This window comes from Neisseria sp. 27098_8_158, assembly GCF_041433145.1.
Lineage (GTDB): Bacteria > Pseudomonadota > Gammaproteobacteria > Burkholderiales > Neisseriaceae > Neisseria > Neisseria subflava_E.
In genome coordinates this window covers 111,217-126,784 of sequence record NZ_JAPWAZ010000002.1, presented here as the reverse complement: position 1 = coordinate 126,784, position 15,568 = coordinate 111,217, and the positions used below count along the sequence as shown (strand labels likewise).

Below are 15,568 nucleotides of genomic sequence, written 5' to 3'. Positions count from 1 at the left end.
GCCGTTTCCAATTTTCAGACGGCCTTTTACCTCCCGGCTAAACAGGCCGTCTGAAAGAATTACTCAATGCCGTATTCGATGGTAACAACCAGTCGGACTTGTTTGCCGACGGTACTTTTATCGTAAGAACCGCCGTATTCGTCATCCTCGCTGCTGCCGGTGTCGGCATAGATGTTGAACGATCCTTGCGAAGCAGAACGCATGGCGCCCACTTTGCCACCGCCGGTTTTGGCAAATTCGGCCGCGCGTTTCTGCGCATCCTCAGTCGCCTGCGTAATCAAATCGCGTTTGATGGTTTCCAAATTGCCCAGCAAATATTGCGGATTGTCGAAGCGGATAAATTCGTTTTGCGCACGGAAATTCAAAATGGCGCGCTGGGCGGCTTGGATTTTGTCCAGTTTTTTGGTGTTGACCACAATATTGAGGTCGCCGTCGTAGCCGTTGGGCGTGCGGGTTACGTTGCCCAGTTCGTCTCGGGTTTCATTGAAAACGCGCGACACTTCGGGCAGGCCCACTTTCATTTCAGCCGCCGCAAAGCCTTGCTCACCCAAAAACTTAGACAGCTTCTTGCGTCTTGCCGTCAGCAAATCCAAAACTTCCTGATAGCTCTCGCCGTGCGCATTTACGCCCGTATTCCACGTCGCGCTGTCGGATTGGAAGTTTTTCTCCGCCAAACCTTTTACGGTAATCGTCCCCGGCTGACGCAGATTCTTAAACTGCACACCCAAAATAAACGCCGCAGCCATCAATCCCAGTGCCAACAATACGCCCAAGATTGATAAAGATGAAATCTGTTTTTGTTCGGACATAATCAGCTTCCTCAACCACGTCAGACAGGCGGTTTAAAACAAATATACAAAGGCGGCATAAATGCTGATAACGGCAATCAGGCTGTCCACACGGTCGAACACGCCGCCGTGTCCCGGCAACAGATTACTGCTGTCTTTGATACCAGCCGCACGTTTGAGCCAGCTTTCCAGCAAATCGCCGCACACGCTGACAATGGTCAGAATCAAGCCGATCAAAATAGTTTTTAACCAACCGGCTTCAAAAGCCAGCCAACCGGCTTTCCATACGATGGTCATGTACACGGCAACGCATAATGCGCCGCCGATCGCACCTTCCCAGCTTTTACCCGGGCTGATGGTCGGCGCAATTTTGCGCTTGCCAAACGACTTGCCGCAGAAATACGCGCCAATATCGGCCACCCAAACCAAACCCATAATTGCCAATAAAGACAGCGCGTCTTCAGGCTGAGGGCGCAGGTAAACCAGTGCGAACCAAAACGGCATCACCAACAACCAACCGACCGTGTAAGCCTGCCAGCCGCCGTTCAACTTCCATTTCGCCTTCAGCCACCAAGGCATGACAATCAGCCAAAACGCCAATACGACATACCAAACCAAATCAGGCAACTGCCAACCGCCGGCATAGGCAATCACGCCAAACACCAGCGTTGAAGCCAAATAATGATTGATTTTCAGCTTGTCCAAGCCGCTCATGCGGGCATATTCCCACAAAGTCAGCATGGCAATCAGGCCGCAAAACGCCGCCCACAGCCACATAGGTGCATAAAATAGCATACCCAGCATCAGCGGCAAGAGCCACAGCGCCGTCAAAATCCGTTGTTTCAACATAGTTCTCAACCCCGTTGCTGCTCAACCGGCAGCTGTTCGGAAGTCCGCCCGAAGCGGCGCTCCCGTTTTTGGAACGAAGCAATCGCCTCGTTCAGCGATTTCTCATTAAAATCAGGCCACAGCGTATCCGTAAAATACAATTCCGCGTACGCCATCTGCCACAGCAGGAAATTACTGATGCGCGTCTCGCCGCCGGTGCGGATAAACAAATCCGGCTCGGGTGCATCGCCCAACATCAAATAACGCGACAACGCCTCTTCCGTAATCTCAGTTGCACCCTCGGCAATCAACTGATTTGCCGCCTGCAAAATATCCCAGCGGCCGCCATAATCGGCGGCAATGCTCAAAGTCAAACCGGTATTGTTTGCCGTCAACGCCTCTGCCGCCTCAATCCCCTTCAGGATTTCAGCATTAAACCGCTCACGGCTGCCGATGACTCTCAAGCGCATATTGTTATCGTGCAAACGGCGCACCTGCTTTTGCAAAGCCTGCAAAAACAGCCCCATCAGAAAAGAAACCTCTTCCTCGGGGCGTCGCCAGTTTTCAGTCGAAAAAGCAAACACGGTCAAATACCGCACACCCAGTTCAGCACAATGCTTCACCATGTTCTCCAGCGCATCCAAGCCGCGCTTATGCCCCATCACACGGGGAAGAAAACGCTTCTTTGCCCAACGTCCGTTGCCGTCCATAATCACAGCAATATGTCGGGGGATGGCAGAGTGTTCCAAAATCGTCTGCGTACTGCTTTTCATGTCTGCCTTTCAGGGAGCAAACCGTCCAAAGGCCGTCTGAACGGTTTGCACACAGAATTAAATCGCCATCAAATCTTCTTCTTTGGCAGCCAAGAGCTTGTCTGCCTCAGCAATGTATTTGTCGGTCAACTTCTGAACCGCTTCCTCGCCACGACGTGCTTCATCTTCAGAAATCTCTTTGTCTTTCAACAGTTTTTTGATGTGGTCGTTTGCATCACGGCGTACATTGCGGATAGACACACGGCCTTCTTCTGCCTCACCGCGTACCACTTTAATCAAATCTTTACGGCGTTCCTCAGTCAACATAGGCATAGGGACACGGATCAAATCGCCGACAGAAGCAGGGTTCAGGCCCAAGTTGGAATCACGGATCGCTTTCTCGACTTTTGCAGCCATATTGCTCTCGAACGGTTTCACACCAATCGTACGCGCATCCAAAAGCGTTACGTTTGCCACTTGGCTCACAGGCACCATGCTGCCCCAGTATTCCACTTCCACTTGGTCAAGCAGGCCGGTATGCGCACGGCCGGTACGCACCTTAGCCAAGTTTTCTTTCAACACTTCCAGAGAACGCTGCATTTTGCCTTCAGCTGTCTTTTGAATATCATTAATCATCTTATACTTTCAATTTCATAGGAATAAAACAGGATTAACCGAGAATAGTACCGTTAAACCGCCCTCACGACAAGGCTTTACGCCCCAACAGCCTTGTTTTCTAACCGATATTTAACATCAAACAAAATAAAGGCCGTCTGAAAATCTTTCAGACAGCCTTTCCCTTATTCAAATCCTACTCTCTATTCCGCTCATTCCAAAAGTAACGCCATACGAAGCATGGGAAGGCAAAAATCAGGTAGAGGCAGACAACGGTCGCGTAAAACTCCCAGTCTTGGGCATGTACGGCTCCGGCGCGTGATTCAAGGATATAGGCGAGGATCGCGGTAAGAAGGAAGCCTGCCAGCAATTCGATCAAGTGATGACCGATGTGTTTGCGTTTCAGGGCGATGATGCCGAAAAATTTGGTGGTAATAAATGGTGCGTTGGCAAAGATAAGCGCCAACAGCAAAAGAATGTACATGGATGCGGTCATGGTGGTCTTTCTGTTTTCAGACGGCCTGTGTGTGATTTTAACATGTTAAATGGGCATTCTTGCCCATCATTATCCCTGGAATATTCAATATCTTGATGATACCCGCTTGATGATTGTTCAAAGGCTTGAGGCCGTCTGAACTTTGGGTATATTTCATCCGAATGCGAATCCTAACAAAAACGGCGACTTTGGAACAGCCGCCGTTGGTTTTGTTTGAAGCTTACAGGGTATTTTCCAATGCTTTGGCACACCAGTCGATAACGGTTTGCGGCATGATACCCCAGAGGAGCAGCAGGAAGGCATTGACCGTCAGGACAAATTTGGCGGCATAGTTGCTGCCGACCGGCTGATCATGATCAGGCGCATCGAAGTAGATGACTTTGACCACGCGAAGGTAGTAGAACGCGCCAATCAGAGACATGATGACGGCAAACACTGACAACCATACATAGCCTTGTTTCAAGAGCGCCATAATCACGCCAAACTTAGCGTAGAAGCCCATCAGCGGTGGAATACCCGCCATGGAGAACATGGACAGCAACATCAGGAAGGCAAACCATGCATGGCGGTGGTTGAGGCCTGCGAGGTCTTTGATGTCTTCACACTCAATGTCTTTGGTGGACAATACCATCAAAACGCCGAAGCTGACTGCCGCCATCAAAGCATAGGTAATGGCGTAATACAAACCTGCAGTAAAGCCGACTGCGCCTGCCATAAACGCCAACAGGATAAAACCCATGTGCGATACGGTAGAATAGGCAAGCATACGTTTGATATTGGTTTGCATGATGGCGGCAAGGTTACCGACCACCAAAGAAGCAACGGCAAGGATGGCCAACATCGGCGCCCAGTCTGAATGTATGGTACCCATACCGGTAACAAGGATACGGAACGCGAAGACAACGGCGGCAATTTTCGGAGCCGTACCCACAAAGGCGGTAACAGAGGTCGGCGCGCCATCGTACACATCGGGCACCCACATATGGAATGGAACCGCACCCAATTTAAATGCAATGGCGACTACAATAAACACCATACCCAATTTCAACAACCATTCATTGGCCTGCTCATTGAAAGCAGAAGCCAAGACGGAAGCAAAATCAAGGGAACCGGTGGCTCCGTAAACCATAGAAATACCATAGAGCAGCAAACCGGAGGCCAACGCGCCCAATACGAAGTATTTCAGCGCAGCCTCGGCAGAGCGGCCGGAATCGCGGCGCAGGGCAATCATGGCATACAGCGATAAAGACAACAATTCCAAACCGATATACGCAGTCAAGAAATGTGCAGAGCTGACCATGACGCTCATACCCAACAGGGCAAACAGCGACAGGGTGTAAAACTCACCTTTAAAAATTTGGCGGTCTTGGTTGTACGGTTTACTGTAAATAAACAGACCAAACGTCAGTGCATACAGCACCAGTTTTGCCAAACGGGACATGCCGTCTGCAATATACATACCGTGAAAGGCATCGACACTGCCCTGCTCCCATACTGCCAATTGGGTGACGGCCACAATAATGACCGTTCCCAAACTCATCAGATGGGTCAGATAGCGGTTTTTATCGCAAATCCACAAGTCTGCCAGCAATACGACACCCAATAGCGCAAGCAGCACGATTTCGGGCATGGCGGGCATTAAATTCAAATCAGACCAGTTCATTTACACACCTCAAATCTTGCTTTGTGCCACATGGGCAATCAAATCGTTTGCCGCTTGATGCACCACTTCGATAAACGCTTGCGGATACAGACCCATGCCCAAAACAGCAACCGCCAAAATCGCCAAAATCGCAAACTCGCGGCAATTGATGTCTTTCATTTCGGCAACGTGCGGATTGTGGATCGCACCAAAAATAACGCGTTTGTACATCCACAGGGTATAAGACGCACCGTAAATCAGGGTCATAGCAGCCAACGCGCCCACCCAGAAATTCACTTTAACCGCGCCCATAATCACCATAAACTCGCCCACGAAGCCGGAAGTTGCAGGCAGACCGGCATTAGCCATACCGAACAACATCATAAACGCCGCAAACTTAGGCATCACATTGACCACGCCGCCATAATCGGCAATATTGCGGGTATGCAGGCGGTCGTACATCACACCGATACACATAAACATCGCGGCAGACACAAAACCGTGGGAAATCATTTGAATGATTGCACCTTTCAATGCCCAGTCATTCAGTTGGCCGTTCACAAACAGGAACATGCCCAAAGTAACAAAACCCATATGACTGATGGAAGAGTACGCCACCAGTTTTTTCATATCGGTTTGCACCAAAGCCACCATACCGATGTAAATCACGGCAATCAGGCTCAATACGATGATCACGGGGGCAAAATAGCGTGCCGCATCCGGCATAATCGGCAGGATAAAGCGCAAGAAACCATACGCACCCAGTTTCAGCGTAATTGCCGCCAACACCATCGAACCGCCGGTCGGCGCTTCAACGTGGGCATCCGGCAACCAAGTGTGCACAGGGAACATCGGCACTTTTACAGCGAATGACAGGAAGAACGCCACAAACAAAAGCTGTTGTACGCCCAACGGAATTTGTTTGATGTTTTGGAAATCGACAATAGAGAAGCTGCCTGTTTGATAGTACAGGTAAACCATGGCAACCAGCATCAAGAGTGAACCCATCAGCGTATAGAGGAACAGCTTGACCGACGCATAGACACGGCGCGGGCCGCCCCATACACCGATAATCAGGTACAGCGGAATCAGCATACCCTCGAAGAACACATAAAACAGAATCGCATCCTGCGCGGCAAACGCGCCGTTAATCAAACCCGACATAATCAGGAAAGCCGCCATATACTGCGCCGGACGTTTCTGAATGACTTCCCAACCGGCCAATACCACCAACAGCGTAATAAACGCATTCAAGATGATAAAGAGCACTGAAATACCGTCTACACCCAACTGGTAGTTGATTTTCAGAAGCGGAATCCACTCGTGGAACTCGGTAAACTGATAGCCGCCGCTCAAACGGTCGAAACCGGTAAACAGGGGCAGCGTTACCAAGAAACCGGCAAGCGCACCCATGAAGGCAAGCACACGCGCCAGCGGCGCACGGCTGTCTTTACCGGTCGCCAAAACCAGCACACCTGCGGCGATGGGTATCCATATTGCCAAGCTGAGTAGGTAGTTGGAAAACATAGTGGTTAACCTGTGGTTAAAATAAAAAATATAGTTGTATGGGTTGGTTTTCAGACACCATTTCAGGAGGCCGTCTGAAAAAGATTGTGTATTTTGTATATGGCAAAATCAAGAAAAACGTATATCTACCGTTATTCTTTTATTCCATAACCGCCTAAAACCTTCTTTTCAGACGGCCTCTTCCATATTTTTCTTGTCAAAACCATTATCCGAAGATTTTGACTACGCTCCATCGGTACGGTTGGTGTCCATCTCAAGTTTAATGAACGCATCAATCATGCTGCGCCAAACTGCTTCTGCTACTTCGGGCGACAAACCGGCCTTTTCGGCATAAGCGCGGCGCGAGGTAATCACTTGAGCCACCCGTTCAGGCGCGGAAACCGCCCGCACATCGTTTTTAGGTTTCAGACGACCAGCCTGCCGTACCAATTTCTGCCGGCGGGCGAGTAATTCGATTAATCCCTTGTCCAAACCATCAATGGCTTCGCGGACTTCGTCCAGGGTTTGTGGTAATTTGTCTTCAATCATTGTTGCTCAAATTTTCTTTTTCAGACGGCCCTATACACCAACTATAAACAGGCCGTCTGAAATCCCGCTTTTATCGGAACAATCCCCAGAAGGTCATGCCGAGCAATACCAATACGCCGAATACCATAGCGGCGGCGTAGGTGTAGATAAAGCCAGTTTGGGCTTTACGCACTTGCGCGGCAATCGCGCCGACCAGTTTGGCAGAGCCGTTGACGATACCGTTATCGATAATGGCGGTATCGCCGACTTTCCAGAAGAAAGTACCCAATGCGCGCGTGCCTTTGGCAAAGACGTTGAAATACAGGGCGTCGAGGTAGTATTTGTTTTCAAACAAAACGTAAATCGGACGGAACGTCTGTGCAATTTTCGCAGGCAGGTGCGGCAGTTTGACGTACAAGAGCCATGCGCTCAACACGCCTGCGATAGCAAGGTAGAGTACAGGTGAATGCAGGCTGTGCGACACCATTGCCAATGCGCCGTGGAACTCTTCCTTCATGATGTGCATGGTCGGATGCGCGTCGGCATTAACAAAAATCACGTCTTTGAAGAAATCGCCGTAAAGCATAGGCTCGATGGCAACATAGCCGATGATGACGGACGGAATGGCAAGCAAAATCAAAGGCAGGGTAACGACCAGCGGGCTTTCGTGCGGATTGTCGTTTTTGCCCAAGCCGTGATGTTCTTCACCATGGCCATCTGAATGGTGTTCGGGCAGGCTGCGCCATTTTTCTTCGCCGTGGAACACCATAAAGTATTGGCGGAACGCGTAAAACGCGGTAACAAACACGCTGGCGAGGACGGCAAAATAGGCAAATCCGCTGCCCGGCAGGGTGCTGTATTTCGCCGCTTCGATAATCGAATCTTTGGAGTAGAAGCCGGAGAAGAACGGCGTACCGATCAGCGACAAGTTACCGACCAGCATGGTCAGCCAAGTAATCGGCATGTATTTTTTCAGATTGCCCATGTGGCGCATGTCTTGGTCGTGGTGCATACCGATAATGGCGCTACCCGCCGCCAAGAACAGCAAGGCCTTAAAGAAGGCGTGGGTCATGACGTGGAACATCGCCACAGAATAGGCGGACGCGCCCAGAGCCACGGTCATATAACCCAGTTGCGACAGGGTGGAATACGCAACCACGCGCTTGATGTCGTTTTGAATTACGCCCAAGAAACCCATAAACAGGGCGGTAATCGCGCCAATCACCATAATCACCGACAGCGCAGTGCTGCTCATTTCGTAAATCGGCGACATGCGCGACACCATGAACAGACCCGCCGTAACCATCGTAGCGGCGTGAATCAATGCAGAAATCGGGGTCGGGCCTTCCATCGAATCGGGCAGCCAGACATGCAGCGGGAATTGTGCCGATTTACCCATCGCACCGACAAACAGGAGCAGGCAGGTTACGGTAATCAAAGACCATTCCACACCGGGGAAAAGCTGGATGGTGGCATTTTGTACGTTGGGCAGATAGGCGAATACGTCCTGATAGCGCAGGCTGCCGCCGAAATAGGCAAGCACCAAGCCGATACCGAGCAAAAAGCCGAAGTCGCCGACACGGTTGATCAAAAAGGCTTTCAGGTTGGCAAATGTTGCGCTCGGACGTTTGAAATAGAAACCGATCAAGAGATACGACACCAAGCCCACAGCCTCCCAACCGAAGAAGAGCTGGATGAAGTTGTTGCTCATAATCAGCATCAACATGCTGAAAGTAAACAAAGAAATATAGCTGAAGAAGCGTTGGTAGCCGACTTTTTCGTCGTGCATATAACCGATGGTGTAGATATGCACCATCAACGACACGCCGGTAACCACGACCATCATCATCGCCGTCATCGTATCGACCAAGAAGCCGACGGAGAAATCCAAGCCGCCCATTGTCAGCCAGGTATAGACGTTCTCGTCAAACTTGGCACGGCTGCCATTGAGGAATCCCCACAGCACATAAGCCGACAGCACGGCAGACACCGCCACACCGAGTATTGTTACGGTATGCGCACCGGCACGTCCGATTTTGTTGCCGAACAAACCCGCAATCAGCGAGCCTGCCAACGGAACAAGGGCAATTATCAAATATAAAGTCATATCGTTCATGATTACCCTTTCAACTCATCCAAATCGGCAACGTTGATTGTTTGTCGGTTGCGGTACACCAGCACCATAATCGCCAAACCGATGGCAGATTCGGCAGCGGCAACGGTCAATACGAAGAATACGAAAATTTGTCCGGCAGTATCGCCCAAATGTTGCGAGAAGGCGATAAAGTTGAAGTTCACCGCCAAAAGCATCAGCTCGATGGACATCAGCAATACCAGCACGTTTTTGCGGTTCATAAAGATACCCATTGCGCTGATACCGAACAGGAGCGCACCCAATACCAAATAATGCGTCAAGGTAATCATGCTTTGCCCTCCCCTTCCGGCTTGAGGCCGTCTGAAACTTCACTTTCTTCGGCAGATTCGACTTGCGGTTTGACCGCTTCCATTTTCACCAGACGCATACGACCTTGGTCGGCGCGTACTTTAACTTGGTCTGCAGGGTCCATACGTTTCGGATTAACCGTTTTACGGTGAACCAGCGCAATCGCGGCCACCATACCCAACAGCAGCAATACCGCCGCCAATTCAAATGGCAACAGGTAGTCGGTATAAATACGGCTGCCCAAATCGCGGATATTGTTGTAATCGGCCGGAATGTCTTTCATCAGACCAAATGCGGCCAGGTCGGTTTTCGGGTTGACCAGAATCAGGATCAGGGCAACCGCCAACAATGTGCCGACCACACCGGCAACAGGCGCATGACGCCAGAAACCGGCGCGCATTTCTTCAATGTCGATATTCAACATCATCACGACGAACAGGAACAACACCATTACAGCGCCGACGTAAACCACCACCAGCGTAACGCCCAAAAACTCAGCCTGCATCAGCATCCAAAGCATCGCGCTCACGCAGAAGGTCAGCACCAGATGCAAAGCGGCATGTACAGGGTTTTTAGCGGTAACGGTACGAACCGCACCGTACAAAACGATGGCGGCAAGAATATAGAACAGAATCGCGGAAAAAGTCATTCGTCTGCTCCTTAACGATACGGCGCGTCAGCGGCTTTGCGTTTGGCGATTTCAGCTTCGTATTTGTCGCCAATGGCCAAAAGAATCGGCTTGGTCATGTGCAAGTCGCCTTTTTTCTCGCCGTGGTATTCAAAAATATGGGTTTCCACAATCGCATCGGTCGGGCAGGCCTCTTCGCAGAAACCGCAGAAGATGCACTTGGTCAGGTCGATGTCGTAACGTTTGGTACGGCGGGTACCGTCTTCGCGTTCTTCCGATTCGATGTTAATCGCCATTGCCGGACAAACTGCCTCGCACAATTTACACGCAATACAGCGCTCTTCGCCGTTCGGATAACGGCGTTGCGCGTGCAGGCCGCGGAAACGCACGGATTGCGGCGTTTTCTCTTCGGGGAAATAAATTGTGTCTTTGCGGGCAAAAAAGTTTTTGAGCGTTACGCCCAAGCCTTTTACCAATTCGCCAAGCAGAAAGGTTTTTACTAAGTTAGCCATATTTATGTTCCCTCAAAACAGGGATTTCGTTAGGTATTCAAAATCACTTTGTTCAGACGGCCTCAAGATGCCGTCTGAAACTTATTTCCACAAATTCAGCGGTGAAATCATCCACACGCCCAAAATCACGATGTAGGCGAAGCCGATCGGAATCAGCACTTTCCAGCCCAAACGCATGATTTGGTCGTAACGGTAGCGCGGGAAGGTTGCGCGTATCCACAGATACCAGTACAGCACAGCCGCCATTTTCACGAACATCCAGAATGCGGAAGGCGTGCCGATAAAGCCCCAGCTTTGTGGGAACGGAGACAACCAGCCACCGAGGAACATCAGCGATGTCAGCGCGGCAATCAGAATCATGAAAATGTATTCGGCGAGGAAGAACAGCGCGAATGCGAAGCCGGAATATTCGACGTGGTGACCGGCAACGATTTCAGACTCACCCTCTGCCACGTCAAACGGCGCGCGGTTGGTTTCGGCAACGGCGGAAATCAGATAGACGATGAAAATGGGGAAGAGCGGCAGCCAGTTCCAAGAGAATACCGAACCGCCGGCAATACCTTTGGCTTGAGCGGCAACGATATCGGAGAAGTTCATGCTGCCCGATACCATCACGACGCACACCAGCGCGGCACTCATGGCAATCTCGTAGGAAATGCTTTGCGCGGAAGCACGCATTGCGCCCAAGAACGAATATTTGGAGTTGGAAGCCCAGCCCGCGATGATCACGCCGTAAACCGACAGCGAAGTAATCATCAGGATATACAAAAGGCCGATATTGATGTTGGTCAGCACCCATTCCTCGTTGAACGGAATCACCGCCCACGCCGCGAAAGACGGAGCAAGCGACATAATCGGACCGATGTAGAACAGGGCCTTGTTTGACAGCTTCGGACGGGTTACCTCTTTAAACAAGAGTTTGAACACGTCGGCAAACGGCTGAATCAGACCCCACGGGCCGGTTACGTTCGGGCCGACGCGAAGCTGCATAAAGCCGATGACTTTACGTTCAAAATATGTCAGGTAGGCAACGGTCAGAATCAGCGGAATCAGGATAATCACGATTTTGACGATGACGGATACCACCAAGCCTACGGTGATACCCAAATCGCCCAGACCGAGCGTTGCGGCAAAGAGGTTTTGGAACCATTCTTGCATGATCAAGCTCCCGCCAGTTCAATAGTGTCCATCAACGCACCCAGCGCGGCATTTTCGGTATGCAGCGGCAGATGCACCACGTTTTCAGGCAAACCGGCATCGGCTTTGACAGCAACCGATACGCTTGCGCCGTTTTGTTTGGCGACAGCAGTTTGTCCGTCTTGCAGGCCTAAGCGCGCCAAAGTGTTTGGATTTACACGCGCGGCAGGCACGGCGGCATGGCTGGTTTCTTGCAACGGTGCGGAACGGCGTACGATAGAATCAGTGTGATAAATACCGACGCCGCCGACACGGACGAGGCGGTCTGAGGCCGTCTGAATGCCCTCCTCTGTCCATGTGCTGCGGTTGTCCAGTTTGGACGGCAGACTTTCTACATCCAGCGCATCTTTCAGAATCGCAGCGGTATCGTGGTATTCAAAACCTTTCAGGTCAAACAGGTTGCCCAATACGCGCAACACTTTCCACATCGGACGCGAATCGCCGAAGCCTTGTACCACGCCGTGGAAAGATTGCAGACGGCCTTCCATATTGATGAAGCTGCCTGATGTTTCGGTAAACGGCGCAATCGGCAACAATACGTCGCACACGTCCAGCAGCGTTTCGCTGACAAACGGTGTAAACGCCATCACGCTTTTTGCCTGTTTCAACGCGGCTACGGCTTTTGCGCCGTCCGCCGTATCGATTTCAGGCTCGACGTTGAGCAACAAGACTGCCTGTTTCGGCGCGTTTGCCATTTCGGTAACGCTCTCACCGGAGTTTACATTCAAAACATCCGCACCAACGCTGTTGGCGGCTTGCGGCAAAATGCCCAGCACTGCGCCGGTCGCGTCTGCCAGCTCTTGCGCGGCGGCATAAATGGCGGCGTAATCAGGATGGTTTTGCACTTCCGCGCCCAAAATCACCGCTGCTTTTTCAGCGTTTTTCAGGCTGGCGGTAACGGCGTGTTCCGCATTAACAGACAGGTTTTTCAGACGGCCTGCCCACTCGTCGGGATGTGCGGCTTCTTGAGACAGAAGCGGCATAAACAATTCTTCTTTACTGCTGGACAATACGCTCAAGGCCATACGGTCTTTGGCGGCGCGGCGCAGGCGGGCGGTCAGGAGCGGCTGTTCTTTGCGCAAGTTCGCGCCGACTACCAATACGGCATCGTTGTCAGCCAAAGATTCAATGCTTTGTCCCAACCATTGCGCACCTTTAAGGCCGTCTGAAAGACGTTTGTCTTGTTGGCGCAAACGGGTGGCAAAGTTTTTAACACCCAAGCCGTCGGCAAGTTTTTTGGCCAGATACAGCTCTTCAACCGTATTCATCGGGTTCGCCCAAATGCCGACTTGGTTTTGGTTGCCGTCTTTGGCGATACATTCAATCGCGCTGCGGACATATTCCAGTGCGGTTTTCCAATCTACGTCCATCCACTCGCCGCCCTGTTTGATTTTCGGGTTTTTCAGACGGCTTTCGTGATACAGGCCTTCGTAGGCGAAACGGTCGCGGTCGGACAGCCAGCATTCGTTGATGGCTTCGTTTTCCAGCGGCAACACACGGCGGACGGTATGGTCTTTGGTTTGCACAATCAGGTTGCTGCCCAAAGCATCATGGGCAGAAACGGATTTGCGGCGGTTCAATTCCCAAGTACGCGCGTTGAAGCGGAACGGTTTGCTGGTCAATGCGCCGACAGGACACAAATCGATGACGTTGCCTGACAATTCGGTTTCCACTGCTTTGCCGATAAAAGGCATGATCTCGGAGTGTTCACCGCGGTTGGCCATGGCGATTTCTTGCACGCCGGCGATTTCTTCAGTGAAACGGACGCAACGGGTACAGTGGATACAACGGCTCATTTCCTCGGCGGAAACCAAAGGACCCATATCCTTGCCGACGACGGAACGTTTTTCTTCGGTATAACGGCTGGTGGTTTTGCCGTAGCCCATCGCCAAATCCTGCAACTGGCATTCGCCACCTTGGTCACAGGTCGGACAATCAAGCGGATGGTTGATGAGCAGGAACTCCATCACGCCTTCTTGCGCCTCTCGGGCTTTTGCCGAATGCGTACGCACAATCATGCCGTCTGTAACCGGCGTGGCACAGGCGGGCAGGGGTTTGGGGGCTTTTTCCACGTCCACCAAACACATACGGCAGTTGGCAGCGATGGAAAGTTTTTTGTGGTAACAGAAATGCGGGATATAAGTACCGAGCTTGTGCGCGGCTTCAATTACCGTCGCGCCCTGCTCCACAGATACCTGTTTGCCGTCGATTTCGATTTGTAACATGGTTCGTTCCTAGTTACGGGTATTTAATAAATAATTCTTTTAGAGGCCGTCTGAAAACTTAGCACCACTTATTCGGTTTCATCGGTCCGCCGTGTTCGATGTAATGCACAAACTCATCACGGAAATGCTTGGTAAAGCTGCGGACAGGGAAGACGGCGGCATCGGCAAGGGCGCAGATAGTGCGGCCTGCCATTTGATTACCGATAGAATCCAACAAATCCAAGTCTTCCATGCGGCCTTTGCCTTCTACGATGCGGTGGACGATGCGGTAGAGCCAGCCCGTACCTTCTCGGCAAGGCGTACATTGGCCGCAAGACTCGTCGTAGTAGAAGTAGCTCAGGCGCTCAAGGGCTTTAACCATGCACACGTCTTCGTCCATGACGATAATCGCGCCGGAACCCAGCATCGAGCCGGCTTTGGAAATCGAGTCATAGTCCATATTGGTCTGCATCATGATATCGGCAGGCAACACGGGCGCGGACGAACCACCGGGAATAACGGCTTTAAGTTTTTTACCGCCGCGCATACCACCCGCCATTTTCAAGACTTCAGCAAACGGCGTACCCAATGGCACTTCATAGTTGCCCGGACGCTCGACATGACCGGAAATACAGAACAATTTAGTACCGCCTGCATTCGGAATACCTTTATCGGCAAATGCCTGTCCGCCGTCACGGATAATGAAGGGGACGGAGGAGAACGTTTCGGTATTGTTGATGGTAGTCGGTTTGCCGTACAGGCCGAATGAAGCAGGGAATGGCGGCTTAAAGCGCGGCTGGCCTTTTTTGCCTTCCAACGATTCGAGCAATGCGGTTTCTTCGCCGCAAATATATGCGCCGTAGCCATGGTGGGCAAAGAGTTCAAATTCAAAATCCGAACCCAAAATATTTTTACCCAAAAAGCCTGCGGCACGCGCCTGCTCCAAAGCAGCTTCAAAACGTTGGTAGCCTTCGAAAATTTCGCCGTGGATATAGTTGTAGCCGGCTTTCGCGCCCATCGCGTAACCGGCAATAATCATGCCTTCAATCAGGGCATGAGGATTGAACATAATGATGTCGCGGTCTTTAAATGTACCCGGCTCGCCTTCGTCGGTGTTGCAAACCACATATTTTTCGCCCGGGAAGGAACGGGGCATAAAGCTCCATTTCAAACCGGTCGGGAAGCCCGCACCACCACGACCGCGCAAGCCGGAGGTTTTGACTTCGTCAATCACATCGGTTTGCGAGATGTTTTCGGACAGGATTTTACGCAGGGCGGTATAGCCGCCACGTTTGACGTATTCGTCCAATGTCCAGCAATCGGGATTGGCGGTATCCACTTGGTCAAAAATCACGCCTGATTGGTAAATAGCCATTTTTGGTGTGCCTGTTCGTTTTCGTATCGGTTGCAGCCGTTGTTTTCAGACGGC

15 protein-coding genes are annotated in these 15,568 nt (G+C 51.3%); all 15 read right to left on the bottom strand.

Annotation, left to right across the window (positions count from 1 at the left end):
- Positions 1-59 precede the first annotated feature (59 nt).
- Positions 60-809: an SIMPL domain-containing protein gene (locus O3681_RS06095; protein ID WP_003686550.1), complete on the bottom strand. Its 750-nt coding sequence runs from the start codon at positions 807-809 to the stop codon at positions 60-62.
- 33 nt (positions 810-842) lie between these two features.
- Positions 843-1,637: a phosphatidate cytidylyltransferase gene (locus O3681_RS06090; RefSeq protein ID WP_107723880.1), complete on the bottom strand. Its 795-nt coding sequence runs from the start codon at positions 1,635-1,637 to the stop codon at positions 843-845.
- A 5-nt stretch (positions 1,638-1,642) separates the two neighbouring features.
- Positions 1,643-2,389, bottom strand: coding sequence for an isoprenyl transferase (locus tag O3681_RS06085; RefSeq protein ID WP_107723881.1), 747 nt, complete (start codon positions 2,387-2,389; stop codon positions 1,643-1,645).
- A 57-nt stretch (positions 2,390-2,446) separates the two neighbouring features.
- Positions 2,447-3,004: a ribosome recycling factor gene (frr, locus tag O3681_RS06080; RefSeq protein WP_063068560.1), complete on the bottom strand. Its 558-nt coding sequence runs from the start codon at positions 3,002-3,004 to the stop codon at positions 2,447-2,449.
- A gap of 175 nt (positions 3,005-3,179) precedes the next feature.
- Complete coding sequence (locus tag O3681_RS06075) at positions 3,180-3,479, bottom strand: DUF2818 family protein (RefSeq protein ID WP_003686671.1); 300 nt, start codon at positions 3,477-3,479, stop codon at positions 3,180-3,182.
- Between the two features lie 220 nt (positions 3,480-3,699).
- Positions 3,700-5,142 (bottom strand): NADH-quinone oxidoreductase subunit NuoN, encoded by a 1,443-nt coding sequence (gene nuoN / locus O3681_RS06070; RefSeq protein WP_070630469.1) that lies wholly within the window; start codon positions 5,140-5,142, stop codon positions 3,700-3,702.
- 9 nt (positions 5,143-5,151) lie between these two features.
- Positions 5,152-6,648: an NADH-quinone oxidoreductase subunit M gene (locus O3681_RS06065; RefSeq protein ID WP_107723884.1), complete on the bottom strand. Its 1,497-nt coding sequence runs from the start codon at positions 6,646-6,648 to the stop codon at positions 5,152-5,154.
- A 222-nt stretch (positions 6,649-6,870) separates the two neighbouring features.
- Positions 6,871-7,176 (bottom strand): chorismate mutase, encoded by a 306-nt coding sequence (locus tag O3681_RS06060; protein ID WP_049332987.1) that lies wholly within the window; start codon positions 7,174-7,176, stop codon positions 6,871-6,873.
- A gap of 70 nt (positions 7,177-7,246) precedes the next feature.
- Positions 7,247-9,271 (bottom strand): NADH-quinone oxidoreductase subunit L, encoded by a 2,025-nt coding sequence (gene nuoL / locus O3681_RS06055; protein WP_371459525.1) that lies wholly within the window; start codon positions 9,269-9,271, stop codon positions 7,247-7,249.
- A 2-nt stretch (positions 9,272-9,273) separates the two neighbouring features.
- On the bottom strand, positions 9,274-9,579 hold the full coding sequence (gene nuoK, locus O3681_RS06050) for an NADH-quinone oxidoreductase subunit NuoK (RefSeq protein ID WP_002215628.1): 306 nt from the start codon (positions 9,577-9,579) through the stop codon (positions 9,274-9,276).
- Positions 9,576-10,247, bottom strand: a complete 672-nt coding sequence (locus O3681_RS06045; protein WP_107997258.1) for an NADH-quinone oxidoreductase subunit J — start codon at positions 10,245-10,247, stop codon at positions 9,576-9,578. The genes nuoK and O3681_RS06045 overlap by 4 nt, the downstream gene beginning before the upstream one ends.
- Positions 10,248-10,258: 11 nt before the next feature.
- On the bottom strand, positions 10,259-10,738 hold the full coding sequence (nuoI, locus tag O3681_RS06040) for an NADH-quinone oxidoreductase subunit NuoI (RefSeq protein WP_002218650.1): 480 nt from the start codon (positions 10,736-10,738) through the stop codon (positions 10,259-10,261).
- A gap of 81 nt (positions 10,739-10,819) precedes the next feature.
- Complete coding sequence (gene nuoH / locus O3681_RS06035; RefSeq protein ID WP_002216340.1) at positions 10,820-11,896, bottom strand: NADH-quinone oxidoreductase subunit NuoH; 1,077 nt, start codon at positions 11,894-11,896, stop codon at positions 10,820-10,822.
- A 2-nt stretch (positions 11,897-11,898) separates the two neighbouring features.
- Positions 11,899-14,160 carry an NADH-quinone oxidoreductase subunit NuoG gene (gene nuoG / locus O3681_RS06030; protein ID WP_107723886.1) on the bottom strand — a complete coding sequence of 754 codons (2,262 nt, stop codon included), beginning with the start codon at positions 14,158-14,160 and terminating at the stop codon, positions 11,899-11,901.
- A 58-nt stretch (positions 14,161-14,218) separates the two neighbouring features.
- The gene (gene nuoF / locus O3681_RS06025; RefSeq protein WP_003676995.1) at positions 14,219-15,514 is read right to left on the bottom strand and encodes an NADH-quinone oxidoreductase subunit NuoF; all 1,296 of its coding nucleotides are present in this window, start codon (positions 15,512-15,514) and stop codon (positions 14,219-14,221) included.
- Positions 15,515-15,568: the final 54 nt, after the last annotated feature.

Bases quoted from the DNA above. Each gene is read 5' to 3' on its own strand.
- O3681_RS06095 (WP_003686550.1), bottom strand. From the start codon at position 809: ATGTCCGAACAAAAACAGATTTCATCTTTATCAATCTTGGGCGTATTG.
- O3681_RS06090 (WP_107723880.1), bottom strand. From the start codon at position 1,637: ATGTTGAAACAACGGATTTTGACGGCGCTGTGGCTCTTGCCGCTGATG.
- O3681_RS06085 (WP_107723881.1), bottom strand. From the start codon at position 2,389: ATGAAAAGCAGTACGCAGACGATTTTGGAACACTCTGCCATCCCCCGA.
- frr (WP_063068560.1), bottom strand. From the start codon at position 3,004: ATGATTAATGATATTCAAAAGACAGCTGAAGGCAAAATGCAGCGTTCT.
- O3681_RS06075 (WP_003686671.1), bottom strand. From the start codon at position 3,479: ATGACCGCATCCATGTACATTCTTTTGCTGTTGGCGCTTATCTTTGCC.
- nuoN (WP_070630469.1), bottom strand. From the start codon at position 5,142: ATGAACTGGTCTGATTTGAATTTAATGCCCGCCATGCCCGAAATCGTG.
- O3681_RS06065 (WP_107723884.1), bottom strand. From the start codon at position 6,648: ATGTTTTCCAACTACCTACTCAGCTTGGCAATATGGATACCCATCGCC.
- O3681_RS06060 (WP_049332987.1), bottom strand. From the start codon at position 7,176: ATGATTGAAGACAAATTACCACAAACCCTGGACGAAGTCCGCGAAGCC.
- nuoL (WP_371459525.1), bottom strand. From the start codon at position 9,271: ATGAACGATATGACTTTATATTTGATAATTGCCCTTGTTCCGTTGGCA.
- nuoK (WP_002215628.1), bottom strand. From the start codon at position 9,579: ATGATTACCTTGACGCATTATTTGGTATTGGGTGCGCTCCTGTTCGGT.
- O3681_RS06045 (WP_107997258.1), bottom strand. From the start codon at position 10,247: ATGACTTTTTCCGCGATTCTGTTCTATATTCTTGCCGCCATCGTTTTG.
- nuoI (WP_002218650.1), bottom strand. From the start codon at position 10,738: ATGGCTAACTTAGTAAAAACCTTTCTGCTTGGCGAATTGGTAAAAGGC.
- nuoH (WP_002216340.1), bottom strand. From the start codon at position 11,896: ATGCAAGAATGGTTCCAAAACCTCTTTGCCGCAACGCTCGGTCTGGGC.
- nuoG (WP_107723886.1), bottom strand. From the start codon at position 14,160: ATGTTACAAATCGAAATCGACGGCAAACAGGTATCTGTGGAGCAGGGC.
- nuoF (WP_003676995.1), bottom strand. From the start codon at position 15,514: ATGGCTATTTACCAATCAGGCGTGATTTTTGACCAAGTGGATACCGCC.